We start from the raw sequence: 17634 nt of genomic DNA, 5'->3' as shown, positions 1-17634 counted from the left end.
ACACGTGCGCATGTCGCGCATCACACTGGACCTGAACCGATCGGACCCTCCGATCGGCGGACGAAGCGACGGCGCCAACGAACTCATCGTCGCGCGTCCAGCCATCCCTGCAGGATAGCGACCGCCGCAGCCTGATCAATCACCGAGCGCGACGCCTTCGCCGACCGGCCACTCGCCCGCAACGCCTGCGCCGCGGTCACCGTGGTGAGCCGTTCGTCGACGTACTCGACGGGCACCGGGGCAATCGCGGTGGTCAGGGCGTCGCCGAACTCCCGTGCGGCGGCCACGGCCACTCCGTCGGTGTTCCGCAGCGTCTTCGGCAAACCGATGACGATCCCGACGACCTCGTGCTCTGCGGCGAGTTCGGCGATCCTCGTCACATCCGACCCCCCGGACGTGTCCCGTCGGACGGTTTCGACCGGGGTCGCCAGAATCCCGTCGGGGTCGCACACCGCGACTCCGATCCGCACGCTGCCGACATCGATGCCCAGACGCCGGCCCCGCCGCGTCCGCTGGTCGTCGATCCCCGAATCCGGCATCAGTGCAGGAGCTCGGAAATCCGTCGGATCGCCGGGTCCACGCCCGCCGGATCGGATCCCGATCCCTGCGCCAGATCGGGTTTACCGCCGCCGCGGCCACCGAGGATGGGCGCGATCTCCTTCACCACATCGCCGGCCTTGAGTCCGGCCGAGCGGGCGGCCTCGGTGGTGGCGACGACGAACGGCACCTTGGCCTGCTCGGCGTCCTCACTCGGGGAGAACAGTGCGATCACCGCGGCACGATCGCTGATCCGGCCACGCAGATCCCCCGCCACCGACCGCAATCCGTTGGCATCGAGCCCGGGCAGCGTGCCCGAGACGAGCAGCGTCGACCCCACCGCCACCGCCCGATCGAGCAACGTGGCCGCCGATGCGCGAGCCGCCTCGGCACGCATTTTCTCCAGCTGCTTCTCGGCGTCGCGCAAACGCGTGACGAGTTGCTCGACGCGGGCAGGCACCTCGTCGGAGGGCACCTTCAACGACGACGCGAGACCGGCCATCAGTGCGCGTTCCTTCGACAGATGGCGGAACGAGTCCATGCCGACATAGGCCTCGACGCGGCGCACCCCGGAACCGACCGAGGACTCGCCGATGAGCGTCACCGGCCCGATCTGCGCCGACGACGCGACATGGGTGCCGCCGCACAGCTCCATCGAGAACGGGCCGCCGATCTCGACCACCCGCACCTCGTCACCATAGTTCTCCCCGAACAGAGCCAACGCGCCCATGGCCTTCGCCTCGGCCAGACCGGTCTCGAAGGTGTTGACCCGGTAGTCGGCCTCGACGGCCTCGTTGGAGATCTCCTCGATCTGGGCGCGCTGCTCGGTCGACAGTGGTCCCGACGCGTGGAAGTCGAAGCGCAGGTATCCGGGACGATTCAACGAACCCGCCTGTGTCGCACCGGGTCCGAGGACCTGACGGAGCGCCGCATGCACCATGTGGGTACCCGAATGTCCTTGCGTGGCACCGTGGCGCCAGCTCGTGTCGACGCTAGCGAGGACCTCGTCGCCTTCGACGATCTCCCCGGCATCGACGATGACGCTGTGCAACCACACCGACTTGCCCACGCGCTGAACATCTTTGACGGTCAACCGGGCGCCGGCACCGGTGGTGATCGAGCCGGTGTCGGCCATCTGCCCACCGGACTCGGCGTACAACGGGGTGCGGTCGAGGATCACCGTCAGTTCCTGACCGGCAGCGGCACTGCGGACCCGCACGCCGTCGGCGATCAGACCCAACACACGGGCCTCGGACACGAGCTCGCCGTATCCGGTGAACTCGGTGGGTCCACGATCGAGGAACTCCCGGTACACCCCGGCGTCGGCGTGCCCGGTCTTGCGGGCGTTCGCATCGGCCTTGGCCCGCTGCTTCTGCTCGGCCATGAGTTCGGTGAAGCCGCCCTCGTCGACCTGTAACCCGGCCTCGGCGGCCATCTCGAGGGTCAGATCGATCGGGAAGCCGTAGGTGTCGTGCAGGGTGAATGCGTCACTGCCCGAGAGCGTGCCCCGGTTGGCGGCCTTGGTGGCCGCTGCGGCGTCGGCGAACAACTTCGACCCGGCGGCGAGCGTCTTGGCGAACGAGGCCTCCTCGCCGACCGCGACACTCACGATGTGGTCGCGCTTGACGGCGAGCTCCGGGTACGACGGCGCCATCAGATCGATCGCGGCACCGATGAACGCCCCCATCGTCGGGGCGTCCGCGCCGCTGACATTCGGCCCGCTCGCTGCGCTCCCGGCGCCGCTGACATTCGGCCCGCTCGCTGCGCTCCCGGCGCCGAGCAACCTCGCCGAACGCACCACGCGCCGCAGCAACCGGCGCAGCACGTAGCCGCGGCCGTCGTTGCCCGGCAGCACGCCGTCGCCGATGAGCATCGCGGCGGTGCGGGTGTGGTCGGCGATCACCCGGAACCGGACGTCGGCCTCGTGGTCGCCGGCGCCGTAGGCGCGTCCAGTCACACTCGCGGCGAGGTCGATGATCGGTTTGAGTAGATCGGTTTCGTAGACGTTGTCGACACCTTGCAGCAGGCAGGCGACGCGCTCGATGCCCATACCGGTGTCGATGTTTTTCTTGGGCAGCGGGCCGAGGATCTCGTAGCCCTCCTTGCCGCCGCCCGGGCCGCGCACGTTCTGCATGAACACGAGATTCCAGATCTCGATGTAGCGGTCCTCGTCGGCCTCGGGTCCACCTTCGATCCCGTATGCCGGACCGCGGTCGTAGAAGATCTCCGAACACGGTCCGCACGGACCGGGGACGCCCATCGACCAGTAGTTGTCCTTCATGCCGCGTCGCTGGATGCGCTCGGCGGGCACGCCGATCTCGTCGCGCCAGATCGACTCTGCCTCGTCGTCGTCGAGATAGACCGTCGGCCACAGCTTTTCGGCCGGAATGCCGTATCCGCCGTCCTCGACGCTGTTGGTCAGCAGCGTCCAGGCGAAGGTGATCGCCTCGCGCTTGAAGTAGTCGCCGAAGGAGAAGTTGCCCGCCATCTGGAAGAAGGTGTTGTGACGGGTGGTGATGCCGACCTCGTCGATGTCGAGGGTGCGCACGCACTTCTGGACGCTGGTGGCTCGATCGAACGGCGGGGTCTGCTCGCCGAGGAAGTACGGCTTGAACGGCACCATGCCGGCATTGACGAACAGCAGGTTCGGGTCGTCGAGGATCAGCGAGGCGCTGGGCACCTCGGTGTGCCCGGCCTTGATGAAGTGATCCAGGAATCGCTTCCTGATGTCATGCGTCTGCACTGGGTGAGTCCTCGAAAGATCGGCGATGAGCGTATCTGCGGCTTACCAGCCTACCGTCGGCGGGACACACGCTCGCCGAGAGCGTCGGGTATCGCGGTCGTCACCGGCGCGGGCATACTCGGCCCATGTCCGGCGAACACCACTATCGCGTCACCACCACGTGGATCGGCGACCGCGGCACCGGGACGTCCGGGTACCGCGACTACGACCGCACCGTCCGCATCGGCGTCGACGGTAAACCCGATGTGATCGGTTCGGCGGATCCGGCGTTTCGCGGCGATGCGACGCACCACAATCCGGAGGATCTGCTGCTCATCGCGATCTCGCAGTGTCACCTGCTGTCGTATCTGCACGCCTGTGTGACCCGCGGCGTCGTCGTCACCGGCTACACCGACGAGGCGACCGCCGTCATGGCACAGAAGGGCAACGGCGGCCACTTCACCTCCGCCACCCTGCGCCCGACGGTCACGGTTGCCGACGAGTCGATGGTCGCCGACGCCCACGATGCCCACCACGACGCCCACGAGTGGTGTTTCATCGCGAACTCGGTGAACTTCCCGATCGACCACCACGCCACCGTCACCGTCGGCTGATTGCTTCCTGTCACCAGCAGGGCCAGGAACAATCCGCGCCACGCGGTCACCATGGAGTCATGACCAACGCATCGCTGCCCGTCGACCAGCTCGCGGACTTCTTGCGCTCTCGGCGTGCCGCGGTCGCGCCGGATGATCTCGGGATGGTGACGAATGGCTTCCGCAGAGTGCCGGGCCTGCGGCGAGAGGAACTTGCCGAACTCGCCGGCGTCTCACTCACCTACTACACGCGCCTCGAGCAGGGTGCGGCGACCAATCCGTCGACCCAGGTACTCGACGCACTCGCGCGCGCTCTGCGGCTCGACGACACCGAGACGAGTCATCTTTATCGGCTGGCGGGTGCGACAACGCAACCGTCGAATCATGCGCGGACCCTCCGACCGGGTCTGGCCACTCTGCTCGACGCAATGCCCGACGTCGCGGCGATGGCCCTGTCTCCAACTCAACACATCGTCGGATGGAATCGCCTGGGGCATGCAGTCTTTGCCGGACACCTCGAACCGTCGGCACCATACGGCCCGACGCCTCCGAACAAGGTCGCGATGTTGTTCAACGATCCGGCAACACGAGCGCTCCATCGCGACTGGGAGCATGAGGCGCGTCTGGCGGTGGCATCCTTGCGGTTTGTCGTCGCACCGCTGGCGGCGCGGCCCGAGGCCATCGCACTGATTGACGAGTTATCCACAGCCAGTGAAGATTTCGCGCGCATTTGGGCGCAGCACCCAGTGCAGGCGTGTTCGAGTGGAGTCAAGTATTTCAACCACCCTGTGGTGGGTGCGTTGGAATTGCGCTACGAGATGCTGCACCTGCCCGAGGACGACGGTTACCGGCTGATCCTGATGCATGCCGTTCCCGGCTCCGCCGACGATGACTCACTGCGCATGCTCGCCAGCACCACTCACCCGGGATAGCACCGGCCCAACTCATTCGTATCCGCGCGGCCATCACCGACCGCGTGCTCACTTGTCGCGTCGTCCGCCTCCCATGGCACCACGCGTTCCCGATGGTTCAGGAGACACACGTATGTCCGACCTCACCGACCAACACGTCGATCAGGTGGCCAACAAGAATCGAAGAGTGCAGTCGCACAACCACTTCCACTCCCCCACACTTCGACACCCGGGCGCGGCGCTGGCGGCGCTGGCACTCGGTGGCTTCGGCATCGGTCTGACCGAGTTCATCATCTCGGGCCTGCTCACCGACGTCGCCGACGACCTGCGCGTCAGCGTGCCCACCGCGGGCGCACTCATCTGGTCGTATGCCCTCGCCGTAGCAGTGGGCGCCTTCACCGTCACCCCCCTTCTGAGCCGACGCCCACCCAAGTCCGCACTCCTGTTGTTGCTGGGCTTCTTCATCGCAGGCAGTGTGCTCACCGCGCTGGCACCGACATTCCCGATCGCGGTACTCGGCCGTGTCCTCACCGCCATGTGCCACGGGGGCTACTTCGGAATCGGTGCCGTCCTGGCCGCCGAGCTCGTCCGCCCGGACCGCAAGGCCCGCGCCATCGCGGTGATGTTCGGCGGACTGACCCTGGCGAATGTGGTCGGCGTACCGTTCGGCACGGTGGTCGGGCAGCATTTCGGATGGCGGGCAGCGTTCTGGGTGGTCAGCATCGTTGGTGTCCTTGCCTTGCTCGCCATCCTCGCGTTGGTGCCCGCGCGGCCCGCACCACCGGCGACTTCCGGTTCGTCCTACCGCGTGCTGGCACGTCCCCAGGTGATCGCGTCGATAGTGTTGACGATGACCCTCTTCGGCGGCCTCTTTGGTGCATTCATCTACATCGAACCGCTGGTCACCCACATCACCGGCTACTCCGATGCGGCGGTGCCATGGCTGTTGGTGCTGTTCGGTGCAGGTCTGTGCGTCGGCAACGCCGTGGGTGGGTGGGGCGCCGACCGCTCACTGACCATGACGTTGCGCGTGTTGGCTGTGTCGCTCACGATCACCCTCACCGTCTACGCGCTCGTCGTGCCCTGGCCGATACCGGTCGCGATCCTGCTGTTCGTGATGGGTTTCGTCGGTTTCGCGACCAGCCCAGCACTGCAATTGCGGGTGATGCGCAGCGCCCCCGCTGCACCGACGATGGCGTCGGCGGCCAACATCGCAGCCTTCAACGTCGGCAACGCGATCGGAACCCTCCTCGGCGGACTCACCATCGGCGCGGGACTGGGCTGGGTGTCGCCGGTGTGGGTCGGCGTCGGAATGGCCACGGTGGCAACCGTGCTCACCTTCACCGTTCGGAATCCGTGAGAACCACCCCACGCCGCCGGGGCATCGCGAACGACACCACCGCGCCGACGACCACCAGCGCGACCATCGCGATCATCGCCGCGCGGTATCCGGCGTCCATGGACGTCGCGGAGGTGAAGATCGTCCCGATCACCGCAGCACCCACCGCGACCGACAACGCCTGCACGGTGTTGAACACACCCGAGGCGGCGCCGGCCCGATGCACCGGAACCTCGTCGAGCACCAGCAGACCTGCCGACCCGACGACGAGCCCGAAACCGGCGCCGGCCAGGACCAAGGCCGGCACCAACCACCAGTAGGGATCGTCGGTGCGTGCCGCGAGCATCATCGTGACCACCCCGACGGCGAATACCAGTGCGCCGCATCGCAGCACCGAGGCCCCGAACCGGGGTGCCAGCACTGTCGCCGATATGCCTGCGGCGACGAACACCGTCACCGAGAAGGGCAGCCACATCAGGCCGGCGCGTAGCACCGAGAAGCCCAGCGCCGATTGCGCGTAGAGCGACTGGACCAGGAAGAAACCGCCGGTCGGCACCATGAAGGCGGCGAATGCCGCGAGTCCGGCGGTGAACGACCGGGTGGCGAACACCGCCGGGGGCACCATCGGCTCCACACCGCGCCGCGCCGAGGCCCACTGCCGACGGCCGAATTCGGCCAGCAACCCCACCCCGAGCGCCATGCAACCGAATCCCCATGCAGGCCAGCCATGTTCGGGACCCACGGTGATCGGAACCATCAGACTCGCCAGCCCCGCGCCGAGCAGCACCGCCGACGTGACGACGATCGGGGCGGGCACCTGCGCCTTGGACTCCGGAAGGAACGCGCGAGCGGCCAGGATCGCCAGGACGGCGATCGGGACATTGATGAGGAAGATCGGTCGCCACGACATCCCCCACCAGTCACCTGCGGTGATGACGCCGCCGAGCAGCGGGCCCGCCACGGCGGCGAACCCGATCACGGAGGTGAACATCCCCATGGCGGTACCCCGCTGCGCGGGCGGATACAACACCTGGATGCAGGTGAGCACCTGCGGAACCATCAGGGCCGCGGCGAGTCCCTGAAGGAATCGGAAGGCGACCAGAGACGCCGGATCCGCGGCGAGGCCACACGCCAACGAGGCGGCACCGAAGGCGGCCAGCCCGATCACGAACATCCGGCGACGCCCGTACCGATCGCCGAGTCGCGCACCGAGCACCAGACCCGACGCATATGCCAGCGGGTACCCGGCGGCGATCCACTGCAACGCCGCCGCGGACAGCCCGAGATCGGACTGCATGGTGCGCAGCGCGACGTTGACCACGGTGGCGTCCATCAATTCCATGAACGACGCGGTCAGCAGGCACAGCAGGGCCACGGTGCGGGCGCGAGCGCTCAAGACAGGTGGGCCCTGCACTCCCCCAAGGGTTTCGGTGATCGACATCGTGGGTGTTCCTTCGGCTCGTCTCGGTGGGGAGATCCCCTGTGACGACGACGGTAGGAACCATTGCGGTCAGAACCGGTCCGCGAATCAGCGTCGCTTCGAGGTTGCCCGCCGAATGATCGATCGCAATTTGCCCACCCGCGGCCCGATTTCGCGTTCGAAGCCGTGGTCGGTCGGCTGGTAGTAGTCGACACCGACCAGCTCGTCCGGCGGATACTGTTGCGGCACAACACCATCGGGGTCATCGTGCGGATAGCGATAGCCGACGCCGCTGCCCATCTTCTTCGCGCCGGCGTAGTGGCTGTCCCGCAGATGAGGCGGTACGGCGCCGGCCTTCCCGGCCTCGACGTCGGCCAGCGCGGCTCCGATCGCGCCGACGACGCCCGCCGACTTCGGTGCGGTCGCGAGATGGATGGTGGCTTGTGTCAGAGCCAGTTTCGCCTCGGGCATCCCGACCAGCGCCACCACCTGCGCGGCGGCAACAGCGGTCTGCAGGGCCATCGGGTCGGCCATCCCGATGTCCTCGCTGGCATGGATCATCAGCCGCCGCGCGATGAATCGCGGGTCCTCCCCCGCGGCGATCATCCGCGCCAGATAGTGCAGTGCGGCGTCGACGTCGGACCCGCGGATGGACTTGATGAACGCCGAGGTGACGTCGTAGTGCTGGTCGCCGTCGCGGTCGTAGCGCACCGCGGCCTTGTCGATGGCCGCTTCCACGTCGGCGAGATCCACCGCCGGGATCTCGCTCGCGTCGCCCTGCGCATCGGGATCGGACCGATCCTGGGACACGACGTCGGCGGCGGCCTCCAGGGCCGTCAACGCGCGCCGGGCGTCGCCACCGGCAACCGCGACGAGGTGATCGTAGGCGCCGTCGGTCACGCGAACCGCCCCGCCGAGACCGCGCTCGTCGGTGACCGCCCGGCGAAGAACCTCGCGGATGTCGTCGTCGGTCAGCGACCGCAACCGCAGCACCAGCGAGCGCGACAGCAGCGGCGAGACCACCGAGAACGACGGATTCTCCGTCGTGGCAGCCACCAGCAACACGATCCGGTTCTCGACGGCGTCGAGCAACGCGTCCTGCTGGGTCTTGGAGAAGCGATGGACCTCGTCGATGAACAGAACGGTCTGCTCGCCGTCGACGAGTCGTCGGCGGGCCACCTCGATGACCGCCCGCACCTCTTTGACCCCGGCCGACAGCGCCGACAGCGCCTCGAACCGCCCGCCGGCCGCGGTGGAGATCAGCGACGCCATGGTGGTCTTGCCGGTGCCCGGTGGGCCGTAGAGCAGCACCGACGCCGCACCGGAACCGTTGATGAGTCGACGCAACGGCGACCCCGAACCCAGCAGATGGGTCTGCCCGATGATCTCGTCGAGTGAGCGGGGCCGCATCCGGACGGCGAGCGGCGCCGAGACGCCGACGGCGGGTCCGCTGCAGGGTGACGCGGGATCGGGAGTGTCGAAAAGTCCGTTCATTCCCGCGTCAGGACAGCCAGACCCGGTGCAACGCAACGCCGATCGCGGCAGCGAAATCGGCGACGTCGGCGTTGACCGACCGCGCGGACGCGGCGAGATCCGACCACCTCGCGACGATCACGCGCGGATCGTTGGAATGCAGTGCCCAGTCGTGCGCGTGGTCGGCGGTGTCGAACTCTTGCGGACCTGCCGGGTCCGGCGATGCGACGTCGGTGTCCTCCTCCGGCAGCAGCCACACCGTCGACAGCCACGCCCACAGCAACCGGGCGACGACCAGCTTGCGCTGCAGATCGCCGTCTCGGCGCAGCGCCGGCCAGATGGTGTGCACCTCCGAACGCCACGCGTCGACCATCGCGGTCTCGAGTTGGTCGCGATGTTCGAGTGCGTGCGGGCCGAGTTGCGCCGGGAAGGTCACGAGCGCATAGGCGATGTCGAGGGTCGCGTCGCGGAATCCACCCCACTCGTAGTCCATGAACTGCACGCCGGCCTCGTTGAGCAGGATGTTCTCCGGACCCACATCCGACGGGCTGAACGCACGATGATCGCCCTCGTCGAACAGGGTGCACGCACCCTCGAGCGCGGCGCCGACCGAGCAGCCCATCTCGACCCCGAGGTCACCGGCTCGCGACCGGGCGATCCGGACCGCACGCCGGGCCTCCTCGCCGAGCAGGTCGCGCCCCTCGGTGCCGGAGGGCCCGCGGCGGACCAGGGCATCGAAGTCGACCTCGCCGCCGACGGTGGCCGCGTGCATGCGACCGAGCGCCTGACCCCACGCGCTCACCGCGCGGGAGATCTCGACGACGTCGACACCGCCGAGCAGGGTGGTCATCGCATTGCCGCGCCCGAGGTCGGAGAGCACCATCAGCCGCACGTCCGGGTCGGAGGCGATCAACTGGGGCCCCGGTCGGGACTCGGTGGGCAGCGCCGTCGCGTACTTGTACGAGGCGATCTCGCGGTGAAACGCGTGCGGATCCTCGTGTTCGGGGAGCGCTTTGATGACGAGGGTGCGGTCCATCGACAGGGGGTTCTGGGCGACGCGTACGCGCACCACGATGGTGCGCCCGCTTCCTCCGAGATCCTCCGGTTCGGCGAGCACGACCGGCGAACCGGCTCGATGCGACAACAGGGCCTCTGCGGCACGCACCACGCTGGTGATGCGGCTTTCTGTGATGACCGTCATGGCATCCCCCACGGTACCGAATGCCACCGACAGTCGTCACCGGCCGTTGGGGATTCGTGACCGATCGGGGGACATCCGAGCACATACGCGCGGTATCGGGCCTCGCCGATCCTCACGCGGATCCGGTGTCGGCGGCGACGCCCGGCCGGGTCGGGGCCGGCGGCGCGTCGGAGCCCTCGTCGAGTGGGCTGACGTCGACCGATACCTTGATCTCGCTGCGTGTGGCATCGGTGTAGATGACCCCGCGCAGCGGCGGCACATCGTCGTAGTCGCGACCCCAGGCGACGGTGACATGCCGCTCGTCGACCAGTTTGTCGTTGGTCGGATCAAAAGGCAGCCAGCGGCCGTCGGGGAGCCAGACCGCAGCCCAGGCGTGGCTCGCGTCGGCACCGAAGATACGTTCGCGCCCCGGGGGCGGGTCGGTCGCCAGATACCCCGATTCGTAGCGGCCGGCGAGCCCGACCGAACGCAGCGCGGCGATGGCCACGCGGGCGAAGTCCTGGCACACACCTTCGCGGCGGGCCATGACGGTGTCGACGCGGGTACTGATCGCCGTCGATCCCGATTTGTAGGTGAAGTCGCGGTAGATGCGGGTCGTCAGATCGGTCACCGCCTCGATGAGCGGCCGGTCCGGGGTGAACACGGTGGCCGCGTACTCGGTGACCGCCTCGGTGATCTCCGGCGGATCGAGATCGAGGGTGAACTCCGTCGCAAGCTGCGGGCCGAGGCTCGCCGGGCGGGCCTGCTCCCAGGGCGCCCGCGCCGCGGGGCTGACGATCAGGCCGGGATCGATCGGATCGACCTCGACGTCGGAGATACCGGTCACCACCAGTTCGGTGTGCGGGGTGTGCACGTGGAAGTAGGTGTCGGTGTTGCCGTACACGTCGAGTCCGGTCGAACGATCGTCCGGTTCGGGTTCGACGCTGACATCGTTGCGCAACACCCGCTGATGCGGCAGGTCACGCGGGATGAGGTAGCACCGCCCGTACGACGAGGAAACCTCCGCGTCGTAGGTGTAGACGGTGCGGTGGGTCACCCGGTAGCGACGGGTCGTCGGCGCTTCGGGTTGGGGGCTGCTCATGTGTCACCTCTCCCGAAGCCCCAGATGGGCTGCGCCGGGCGTGGCAGCGCGAACCTGCTGCGCGCCAGCACCTCCGACAACTCGCGTGAACCCTCTCGCAGGGTGGTCATCAGTTCGACGAGGTCACCGCGCCTGCCGTCGTCACCGACGGCGCCGAGATCGGCGGGATCGATACGCCGCAGTTCGGCGGTCATCTCCTCGACGAGTCGTTCGGCAGCCGCCGACCGCAAGGCGTCGGGCAGGTCGCTCAGGTCGGCGCGCATGCGGTCGAGCTGGTAGATCATCGCGCGTGGATTGGTCTCGTCGAACAGCAACAACTGCGCCACCGGGAGTAGTCGGTAGAGGCCACGGCTGCGCCTGCGGTAGATCACCGCCGACTCGCCGGCGATCAGGTAGGACTCCAACAGCGCCTGTTCGACGGCGGTCTCGTGGGGTGTTTCGAAGAGCGCCGCGGTCAGATCGGCCAGGGTGATGACCCGTTCGATCCGGCGTCCGACGTCCATGAACAGCCACGCCGCGTCGTGGACCATCGACTCGGCCTGCAACCCGACCAGCCCCAGCACCCCGTGCATGATGTCCTCGTGCGTGCGGGCCAGGTCGGGTCCGAGATCCAGCGATGCGTCGCCGAAGATGCCCGCGGTGCGCGCGCCGGTGGTCTGGTCGACCTCGGCGGACCTGGCCACCTGCCGGGCCAGCGATTCCACCGCCCGTTCCATCGAGGTCAGCACCATCCAGGTACTCGTCGACATCTGATCACGCACCGCGCGGGCCGCCGCGACGAGCCGGTCCACGGCGAAGGCGACGGTGCCCGGCACCGTCGCGTCGACGGTGAGTTCGGCGATACGCATGATCGCGGCGTTGACCTGCTCGGGCGAGCGTTGCCCGTCGTCGACCAACAGGTCGGCGGTGTGCAGGTGCTCGGCGGTACCGGTGACCGTGGCCACCGCGTGCAGGAACAGCGGAACCGCGGAGGTGCCCTGCATCCACGGCCGGTACTGGAAGTCCTGGCATCGTTCGCGAGCGACCTTCGTCAGGCGTGTCACCAGTTCGGTCCGCTCGCCGTAGCGGCCGAACCAGAACATGTCGGAGAGCACGCGCGGGCTCGCCGCGACGGCGGTGTCGACGTACTCGGCCGCCGACGGGCGCGGCGAGCGGATCTCGATGACCTCTTCGGCCGGCTCCCCTCGGGTTTCCGAACGACGCGAGACATGACCGCCGACCTCCGGGTTGGTCACCCAGACGTCCTTGGCGGCCACGGTCTGCAGCGCGGCCCCGCCGATCCCGTCGGCCAGCACCGACCCGAGTCCGCCGGGCATCACCGCATAGGTCGGGCCCTGCGCGACGCTGAAGGCACGCACCGAGACCGGCGCGGCGCGGACCGCGCCCGGGCGCCCGGTTCCCCCGGGGGTGATGGTCGGCGCCACCGAGTACGCCTCGAGCGAGCGCGCGACCCACTCCGCGCCGTGCGCGGTGATGCGGCGCGCGAGGTCGTCGCGGGTGTGCGCATCGGTGAGTGGACCGACGAACTCCTCGCCGGTGCGCACATTGGTCACCGACAGAACGGCCAGCTCGGCGAGCACCTTGGATCGCTGTAGCTCCTCACCCGCCCAGAACGTGGGGATCGACCCGAGCGCCAACTCCTCGTCGAGCAGCATCGGCGCGGCTGCCTCGAGGACGGTGTGCAGGGCCGGGTTCTCGCAGACACCGCTGCCGAGGGTGTTGACGACGGTCACCGTGCCCCGCGAGATCGCCTCGACGAGACCGGCGACGCCCAGGCGTGAGTCGGTGCGCAGGTCGAGTGGATCGCAGTACGCGGCGTCGATGCGGCGCAGCAGCACGTCGACCCGCTTGAAGCGGCCCAGCGAACGCATGTAGACCGCACCGTCACGCACCGTCAGATCGGCACCCTCCACCAGCGGAAAGCCGAGCATCGACGCGAGATACGCCTGGTCGAACGCGGTTTCGGACATGCTGCCGGGGCTGAGCACGGCCACCGTCGGGTCGTCGACCCCGGGCGGTGCGTAGTCGAACAGCGCCAGGCGCAGCGTCCCGGCGAAGGTCGCCATGGGGCGCGGTGCGCACGACTGGAACAGTTGCGGGAAGGTCCGGGAGACCAGTCGACGGTCGACGGTCGCAAAACCGATTCCCGACGGTGCCTGCGTTCGGTCGGCGTGGGCGACGAAACGTCCGTCGGTCAGCCGGACGAGATCGATGGCATGCAGGAACAGAGCGTGTGGACCGGCGACCTCCAGGCGCGCGGCCTTGCGGACGTATCCGGGATGGGCGAAGACCATCTCCGGGGGGATCAGCCCGGAGGTGATCAGTCGCTGGTCGCGATAGAGGTCGCGCAGGATCAGATCCAGCAGCATCGAGCGCTGGGTGATCGCCTTCTCCAGGGCCGTCCACTCGACGCCGTCGATGATCAGCGGGACGGCGTCCACCGACCACGGTCGGGCGACGGTCGTGCTGCCCTGCACGGCGTTGTAGACCACGCCCTCGTCCCGGGTTGCCGACGCCAGACGGGCGGCGGCGGTCCGCAACCGCTCGTCACCGCGCATGCCGTAGCCGGCCACCAGCTCGTCCCAGGCCGGACGCACCGCGCCGCCGACGTCGAGCATCTCGTCATGGTGGATGGGGCCGGCTGCGGCGCGCAGGACCCCCTCGTCGATCTGTGCGAGATCGAACAGCGCGTAGCCGTCGGAGCGATACCTGTCGAACACCGCGGGCAGTGGGCCACCCGCAGAATCGGTCACCGGAGAACTGTACGTGCCCGACGTAGGTCGAGGATCGCCGGGACCCCGGCGTCGATGGCGGCCCGGGCCAACCGTTCCCGCAACAGCCCGGTGTCGAGGGTGCCGGTGGTGTGTCCGGTGGCCTCGAACCGGCCGTTACGGCGCGATTCGGCCTCGACCGCGTTCACCGGCGGCCGCTCGTAGGCGCGCCCGCCCGGATGCACCACGTGATAGGTGGCACCGCCGACCGAGCGGCCGTTGACGGTGTCGACGAGATCGAAGGTCAGCGGGGTGTCGATGCTGATCGTCGGATGCAGCGCACTCGGCGGCTGCCAGGCCCGGAACCGGATACCCGCCACCCGCTCACCGGCCCGGCCGGTACCGCGCAGGGGAACCGGGAAACCGTTGCAGGTCAACACGTATCGATCGTCGTCGCCTCCGGCGACGCGTACCTGGACCCGCTCGATCGAGGAGTCCACATAGCGTGCGGTGCCGGTGCCGGTGGCCTCCTCGCCGAGCGTGTTCCACGGCTCGATGGCGCCCCGCAGTTCGATCTCCTGATCGCGGATCTGCACCGTCCCGAGTCGCGGGAAGCGGAACTCGGTGAACGGGTCGAGCCACGCGGTGTCGAACGGATAGCCGGCCTCGCGCAGTTCCTCGGCGACCGACGCGATGTCGGCGATGATGTAGTGCGGCAACAGGTATTTGCCGTGCAGATCGGCGCCGTGCCGGATCAGCCGCGCCCGATAGGGCTGCTTCCAGAACCAGGACACCAGCGAACGCACCAGCAGCGACTGCACCATCGCCATCCGGTGATGCGGGGGCATCTCGAATCCGCGCAATTCCAGCAGCCCGAGCCGGCCGCGCGCCGAGTCGGGACTGTAGAGCTTGTCGATGCAGAATTCGGCGCGGTGGGTGTTGCCGGTGATGTCGGTGAGCAGATGACGCAGGGCGCGGTCGGTCACCCACGGGTTCGGCGCCACGCCGACCGTCGGCGCGTGCGGCTCGCCCTTGGCGTGTTTGACCGGGACCGGTGTCTTCTCGGCGAGCCGATCGATCTCGGCGAAGGCGATCTCGAGTTCGTAGAGCGCCGATTCGCGCCCCTCGTCCGCCCGCGGCGCCTGCGAGGTTGTGCCGATGAACTTGCCGCTGAACAGATATGACAGGGCCGGATGGCGCTGCCAGTAGGTCAACATCGACACCAGCAGGTCCGGGCGGCGCAACAACGGCGAATCCGCCGGCGTGGGACCGCCGAGTGTGATGTGGTTGCCGCCGCCGGTACCGCCGTGCGAGCCGTCGAGGTCGAAGGTCTCGGTGCCCAACCGGGCTCGGCGCGCGTGATCGTAGAGCGACTCCAACAACTCCGATTGTTCGGCGAAACTCGACGTCGGCTGGATGTTGACCTCGATCACCCCCGGATCGGGGGTGACGGTCAGTGTGGTCAGACGCGGGTCGGCGGGCGGGCCGTAGCCCTCGATGACCACGGCGGTGCCGGTCGCCTCGGCGGCGTCGGCGATCATCTCGATGATCGCGAGGTATTCCTCGAGCGCCGCGGTCGGGGGGATGAACACGAACAGGGTCTCACCGCGCTGTTCGGCCACCACCGCGGTACGCGGCACGAACTGCGCCGGGTCCATCTCCAGCACGGTGAAGCCCAGGTCGTCGGAGGCCTTGTCGGGCAACGCTTCATGAGGCGCCGACGGATCGGACACGAACACCGCGGGAGCCGGCCCCCACGACAGCGAGTTCAGCGGCAGCCGCAGTCCCGCCGGGGAGGTGCCCGCGGTCAGAACCAGACGGCCGCGTCGGGTGGTCCACCGCGCGCTGTGCCAGGCGGTTTCGTCCTCGGATCGGCTCAGCGGCAACACATACGCCGTCGGGTGCACGACGTTGGCGTCGAGCCGGTCGAGCAGTTCCCGGCGCGCGGCGGTCGAGTCGGCGGGCGGTTCGAGGTCGGTCTCCGGGTCGTCGATCTCGACGGCGGCCTCGGCTCGCGCGAAGGCGCGTGCGGTGGGCGTTGTGGGGTCGGTTCCCGGGTCACCCGGTGGCAGCGCGGCGAGTTCGCGCATGCGGACCAACGGATCCTCGAAGGCCGGCATCACCTGCGACGAAGGCACGCCCAGACGGGAAGCGAAGGTCAGCAACAACTTCTGGGCGCGTTCGGCACCCTCGGCGGTGGGCACCGGGCCCGCGGTCTCGATGGCCATGGACTCGGCGGCGCGCGCGGGGCTCGACCACGGATCGGCGAGCAGCTCCGGCCGATCCCAGATCGGCTGCCCGTCGGTGCGCCACATGATCGCGATCTGCCAGCGCGGCAAGGGCTCTCCGGGATACCACTTGCCCTGGCTGCGCTGGACCAGCCCGGTCGGGGCGTAGTCGCGGTGCAGGCGCTCGGCGAGGTCGGAGGCGAGTAGTCGTTTGTGCGGGCCGTCGGCGGCGGTGGTCCACTCCGGATCGGTCTGTTTGTCGATGGAGACGAAGGTCGGTTCGCCACCCATGGTGAGCCGGACGTCGTTCTCGGCCATCGTCGCGTCCACGCGGGCACCGAGTTCACAGACCCGATCCCACTGGGAGGCCGTGTAGGGCAACGTGACCCGCGGGTCCTCGTGAAATCGCGTGACCGTGTTGGAGAAGTCCAGGGTGGCGTGGCAGGGACCGGTCGATCCGGTGATGGGTGCGGCGGCACCGGGACTCGGGGTCGCCGCGAGCGGGATGTGTCCCTCCCCCGCGAACAGTCCCGATGTCGGATCCATGCCGACCCACCCGGCGCCGGGCAGATACACCTCGGTCCACGCGTGCAGGTCGGTGAAATCGGCGTCGGGGCCCGACGGTCCGTCCAGCGACCGGATGTCGGAGGTCAACTGGACGAGATAGCCGGAGACGAATCGGGCGGCGAGCCCCAGTTCGCGCAGCAGCGCCACGAGCAGCCACGCCGAGTCGCGGCACGATCCGATCGCGCTGGACAGGGTGTACTCGGGGCTCTGCACGCCCTGCTCGAGACGTACCGTGTAGCCGACGGCCTGCTGCACCGCCTGGTTCAGCCCGACGAGGAAATCGATCACCCGGATCCTCGAGGTGGGCCGGTGCGCGGCGGCGAACTCGGCGATCGCCGGATGGACGGGCGCGCCGGCGAATTCACCCTCGGTGACCCCGACCGGCCGCAGGTAGGCCTCGAGGTCTTCTTTCAGATCCTCGGGGTAGTCGAATCCGTAGTGCTCGGCCCAATCCTCGATGAAGAAGTCGAACGGATTGATCGCGGTCAAATCGGCGAGCAGGCTGACGGTGATCGTCAACGACGTCGACGGCTCCGGGAACACCAGTCGCGCAAGGTAATTGCTGAACGCGTCCTGCTGCCAGTTGAGGAAGTGCTCACCCGGTTCGACCTTCAACGAGTAGGCCTCGATCGGCGTCCGCGAATGCGGTGCCGGCCGCAGCCGGACCACGTGCGGGAAGATCTTCACCGGCCGGTCGAAGGCGTAGCTCGTGCGATGTTCCAGCGCGACCTTGATGGTCACAGCAGCCCACCTACCTTTCACGTCACCTCGGCGCGGGTGCGGGCGCCACAGGTGTCCGTGAACCGCGGGTCCCGCCTGCGGAAAATCACATCACAGATGTGACCTGTGCG

11 protein-coding genes are annotated in these 17634 nt (G+C 68.5%); 3 read left to right on the top strand and 8 right to left on the bottom strand.

Annotation, left to right across the window (positions count from 1 at the left end; genetic code table 11):
* Positions 1 to 83: 83 nt before the first annotated feature.
* Together ruvX and alaS are read right to left on the bottom strand one after the other, a co-directional pair.
* Positions 84 to 539 carry a Holliday junction resolvase RuvX gene (gene ruvX / locus J6U32_RS15340; protein WP_208791093.1) on the bottom strand — a complete coding sequence of 152 codons (456 nt, stop codon included), beginning with the start codon at positions 537 to 539 and terminating at the stop codon, positions 84 to 86.
* Positions 539 to 3280: an alanine--tRNA ligase gene (gene alaS / locus J6U32_RS15335; RefSeq protein WP_208791092.1), complete on the bottom strand. Its 2742-nt coding sequence runs from the start codon at positions 3278 to 3280 to the stop codon at positions 539 to 541. Before alaS ends, ruvX begins: the two co-directional genes overlap by 1 nt.
* Before the next feature lie 125 nt (positions 3281 to 3405).
* Here alaS and J6U32_RS15330 point away from each other — a divergent pair, with 125 nt between their 5' ends.
* From J6U32_RS15330 to J6U32_RS15320, 3 genes are all read left to right on the top strand, one after another.
* Complete coding sequence (locus J6U32_RS15330; RefSeq protein WP_208791091.1) at positions 3406 to 3873, top strand: OsmC family protein; 468 nt, start codon at positions 3406 to 3408, stop codon at positions 3871 to 3873.
* 59 nt (positions 3874 to 3932) lie between these two features.
* Complete coding sequence (locus J6U32_RS15325; RefSeq protein ID WP_208791090.1) at positions 3933 to 4784, top strand: helix-turn-helix transcriptional regulator; 852 nt, start codon at positions 3933 to 3935, stop codon at positions 4782 to 4784.
* Between the two features lie 112 nt (positions 4785 to 4896).
* A complete protein-coding gene (locus J6U32_RS15320; RefSeq protein ID WP_208791089.1) occupies positions 4897 to 6123 on the top strand; it encodes an MFS transporter in 1227 nt (408 codons plus the stop codon).
* On the opposite strand, the gene J6U32_RS15315 is transcribed toward J6U32_RS15320, so the two are convergent.
* The 6 genes from J6U32_RS15315 to J6U32_RS15290 form a co-directional block, all read right to left on the bottom strand.
* Positions 6104 to 7543, bottom strand: coding sequence for an MFS transporter (locus J6U32_RS15315; protein ID WP_208791088.1), 1440 nt, complete (start codon positions 7541 to 7543; stop codon positions 6104 to 6106). The genes J6U32_RS15320 and J6U32_RS15315 overlap by 20 nt on opposite strands.
* Positions 7544 to 7630: 87 nt before the next feature.
* Positions 7631 to 9016 (bottom strand): replication-associated recombination protein A, encoded by a 1386-nt coding sequence (locus tag J6U32_RS15310; RefSeq protein WP_208791087.1) that lies wholly within the window; start codon positions 9014 to 9016, stop codon positions 7631 to 7633.
* Between the two features lie 7 nt (positions 9017 to 9023).
* A complete protein-coding gene (locus J6U32_RS15305; protein WP_208791086.1) occupies positions 9024 to 10196 on the bottom strand; it encodes a hypothetical protein in 1173 nt (390 codons plus the stop codon).
* A gap of 112 nt (positions 10197 to 10308) precedes the next feature.
* Positions 10309 to 11277 carry a transglutaminase family protein gene (locus J6U32_RS15300; RefSeq protein ID WP_208791085.1) on the bottom strand — a complete coding sequence of 323 codons (969 nt, stop codon included), beginning with the start codon at positions 11275 to 11277 and terminating at the stop codon, positions 10309 to 10311.
* On the bottom strand, positions 11274 to 14030 hold the full coding sequence (locus J6U32_RS15295; protein WP_208791084.1) for a circularly permuted type 2 ATP-grasp protein: 2757 nt from the start codon (positions 14028 to 14030) through the stop codon (positions 11274 to 11276). Before J6U32_RS15295 ends, J6U32_RS15300 begins: the two co-directional genes overlap by 4 nt.
* Positions 14027 to 17524, bottom strand: a complete 3498-nt coding sequence (locus tag J6U32_RS15290) for a DUF2126 domain-containing protein (protein WP_208791083.1) — start codon at positions 17522 to 17524, stop codon at positions 14027 to 14029. The genes J6U32_RS15295 and J6U32_RS15290 overlap by 4 nt, the downstream gene beginning before the upstream one ends.
* Between the last annotated feature and the right edge of the window lie 110 nt (positions 17525 to 17634).

The organism is Gordonia polyisoprenivorans (assembly GCF_017654315.1).
GTDB lineage: Bacteria > Actinomycetota > Actinomycetes > Mycobacteriales > Mycobacteriaceae > Gordonia > Gordonia polyisoprenivorans_A.
The sequence above is the reverse complement of the archived record's forward strand: the minus strand, read 5'-3'. Positions and strand labels throughout refer to the sequence as shown.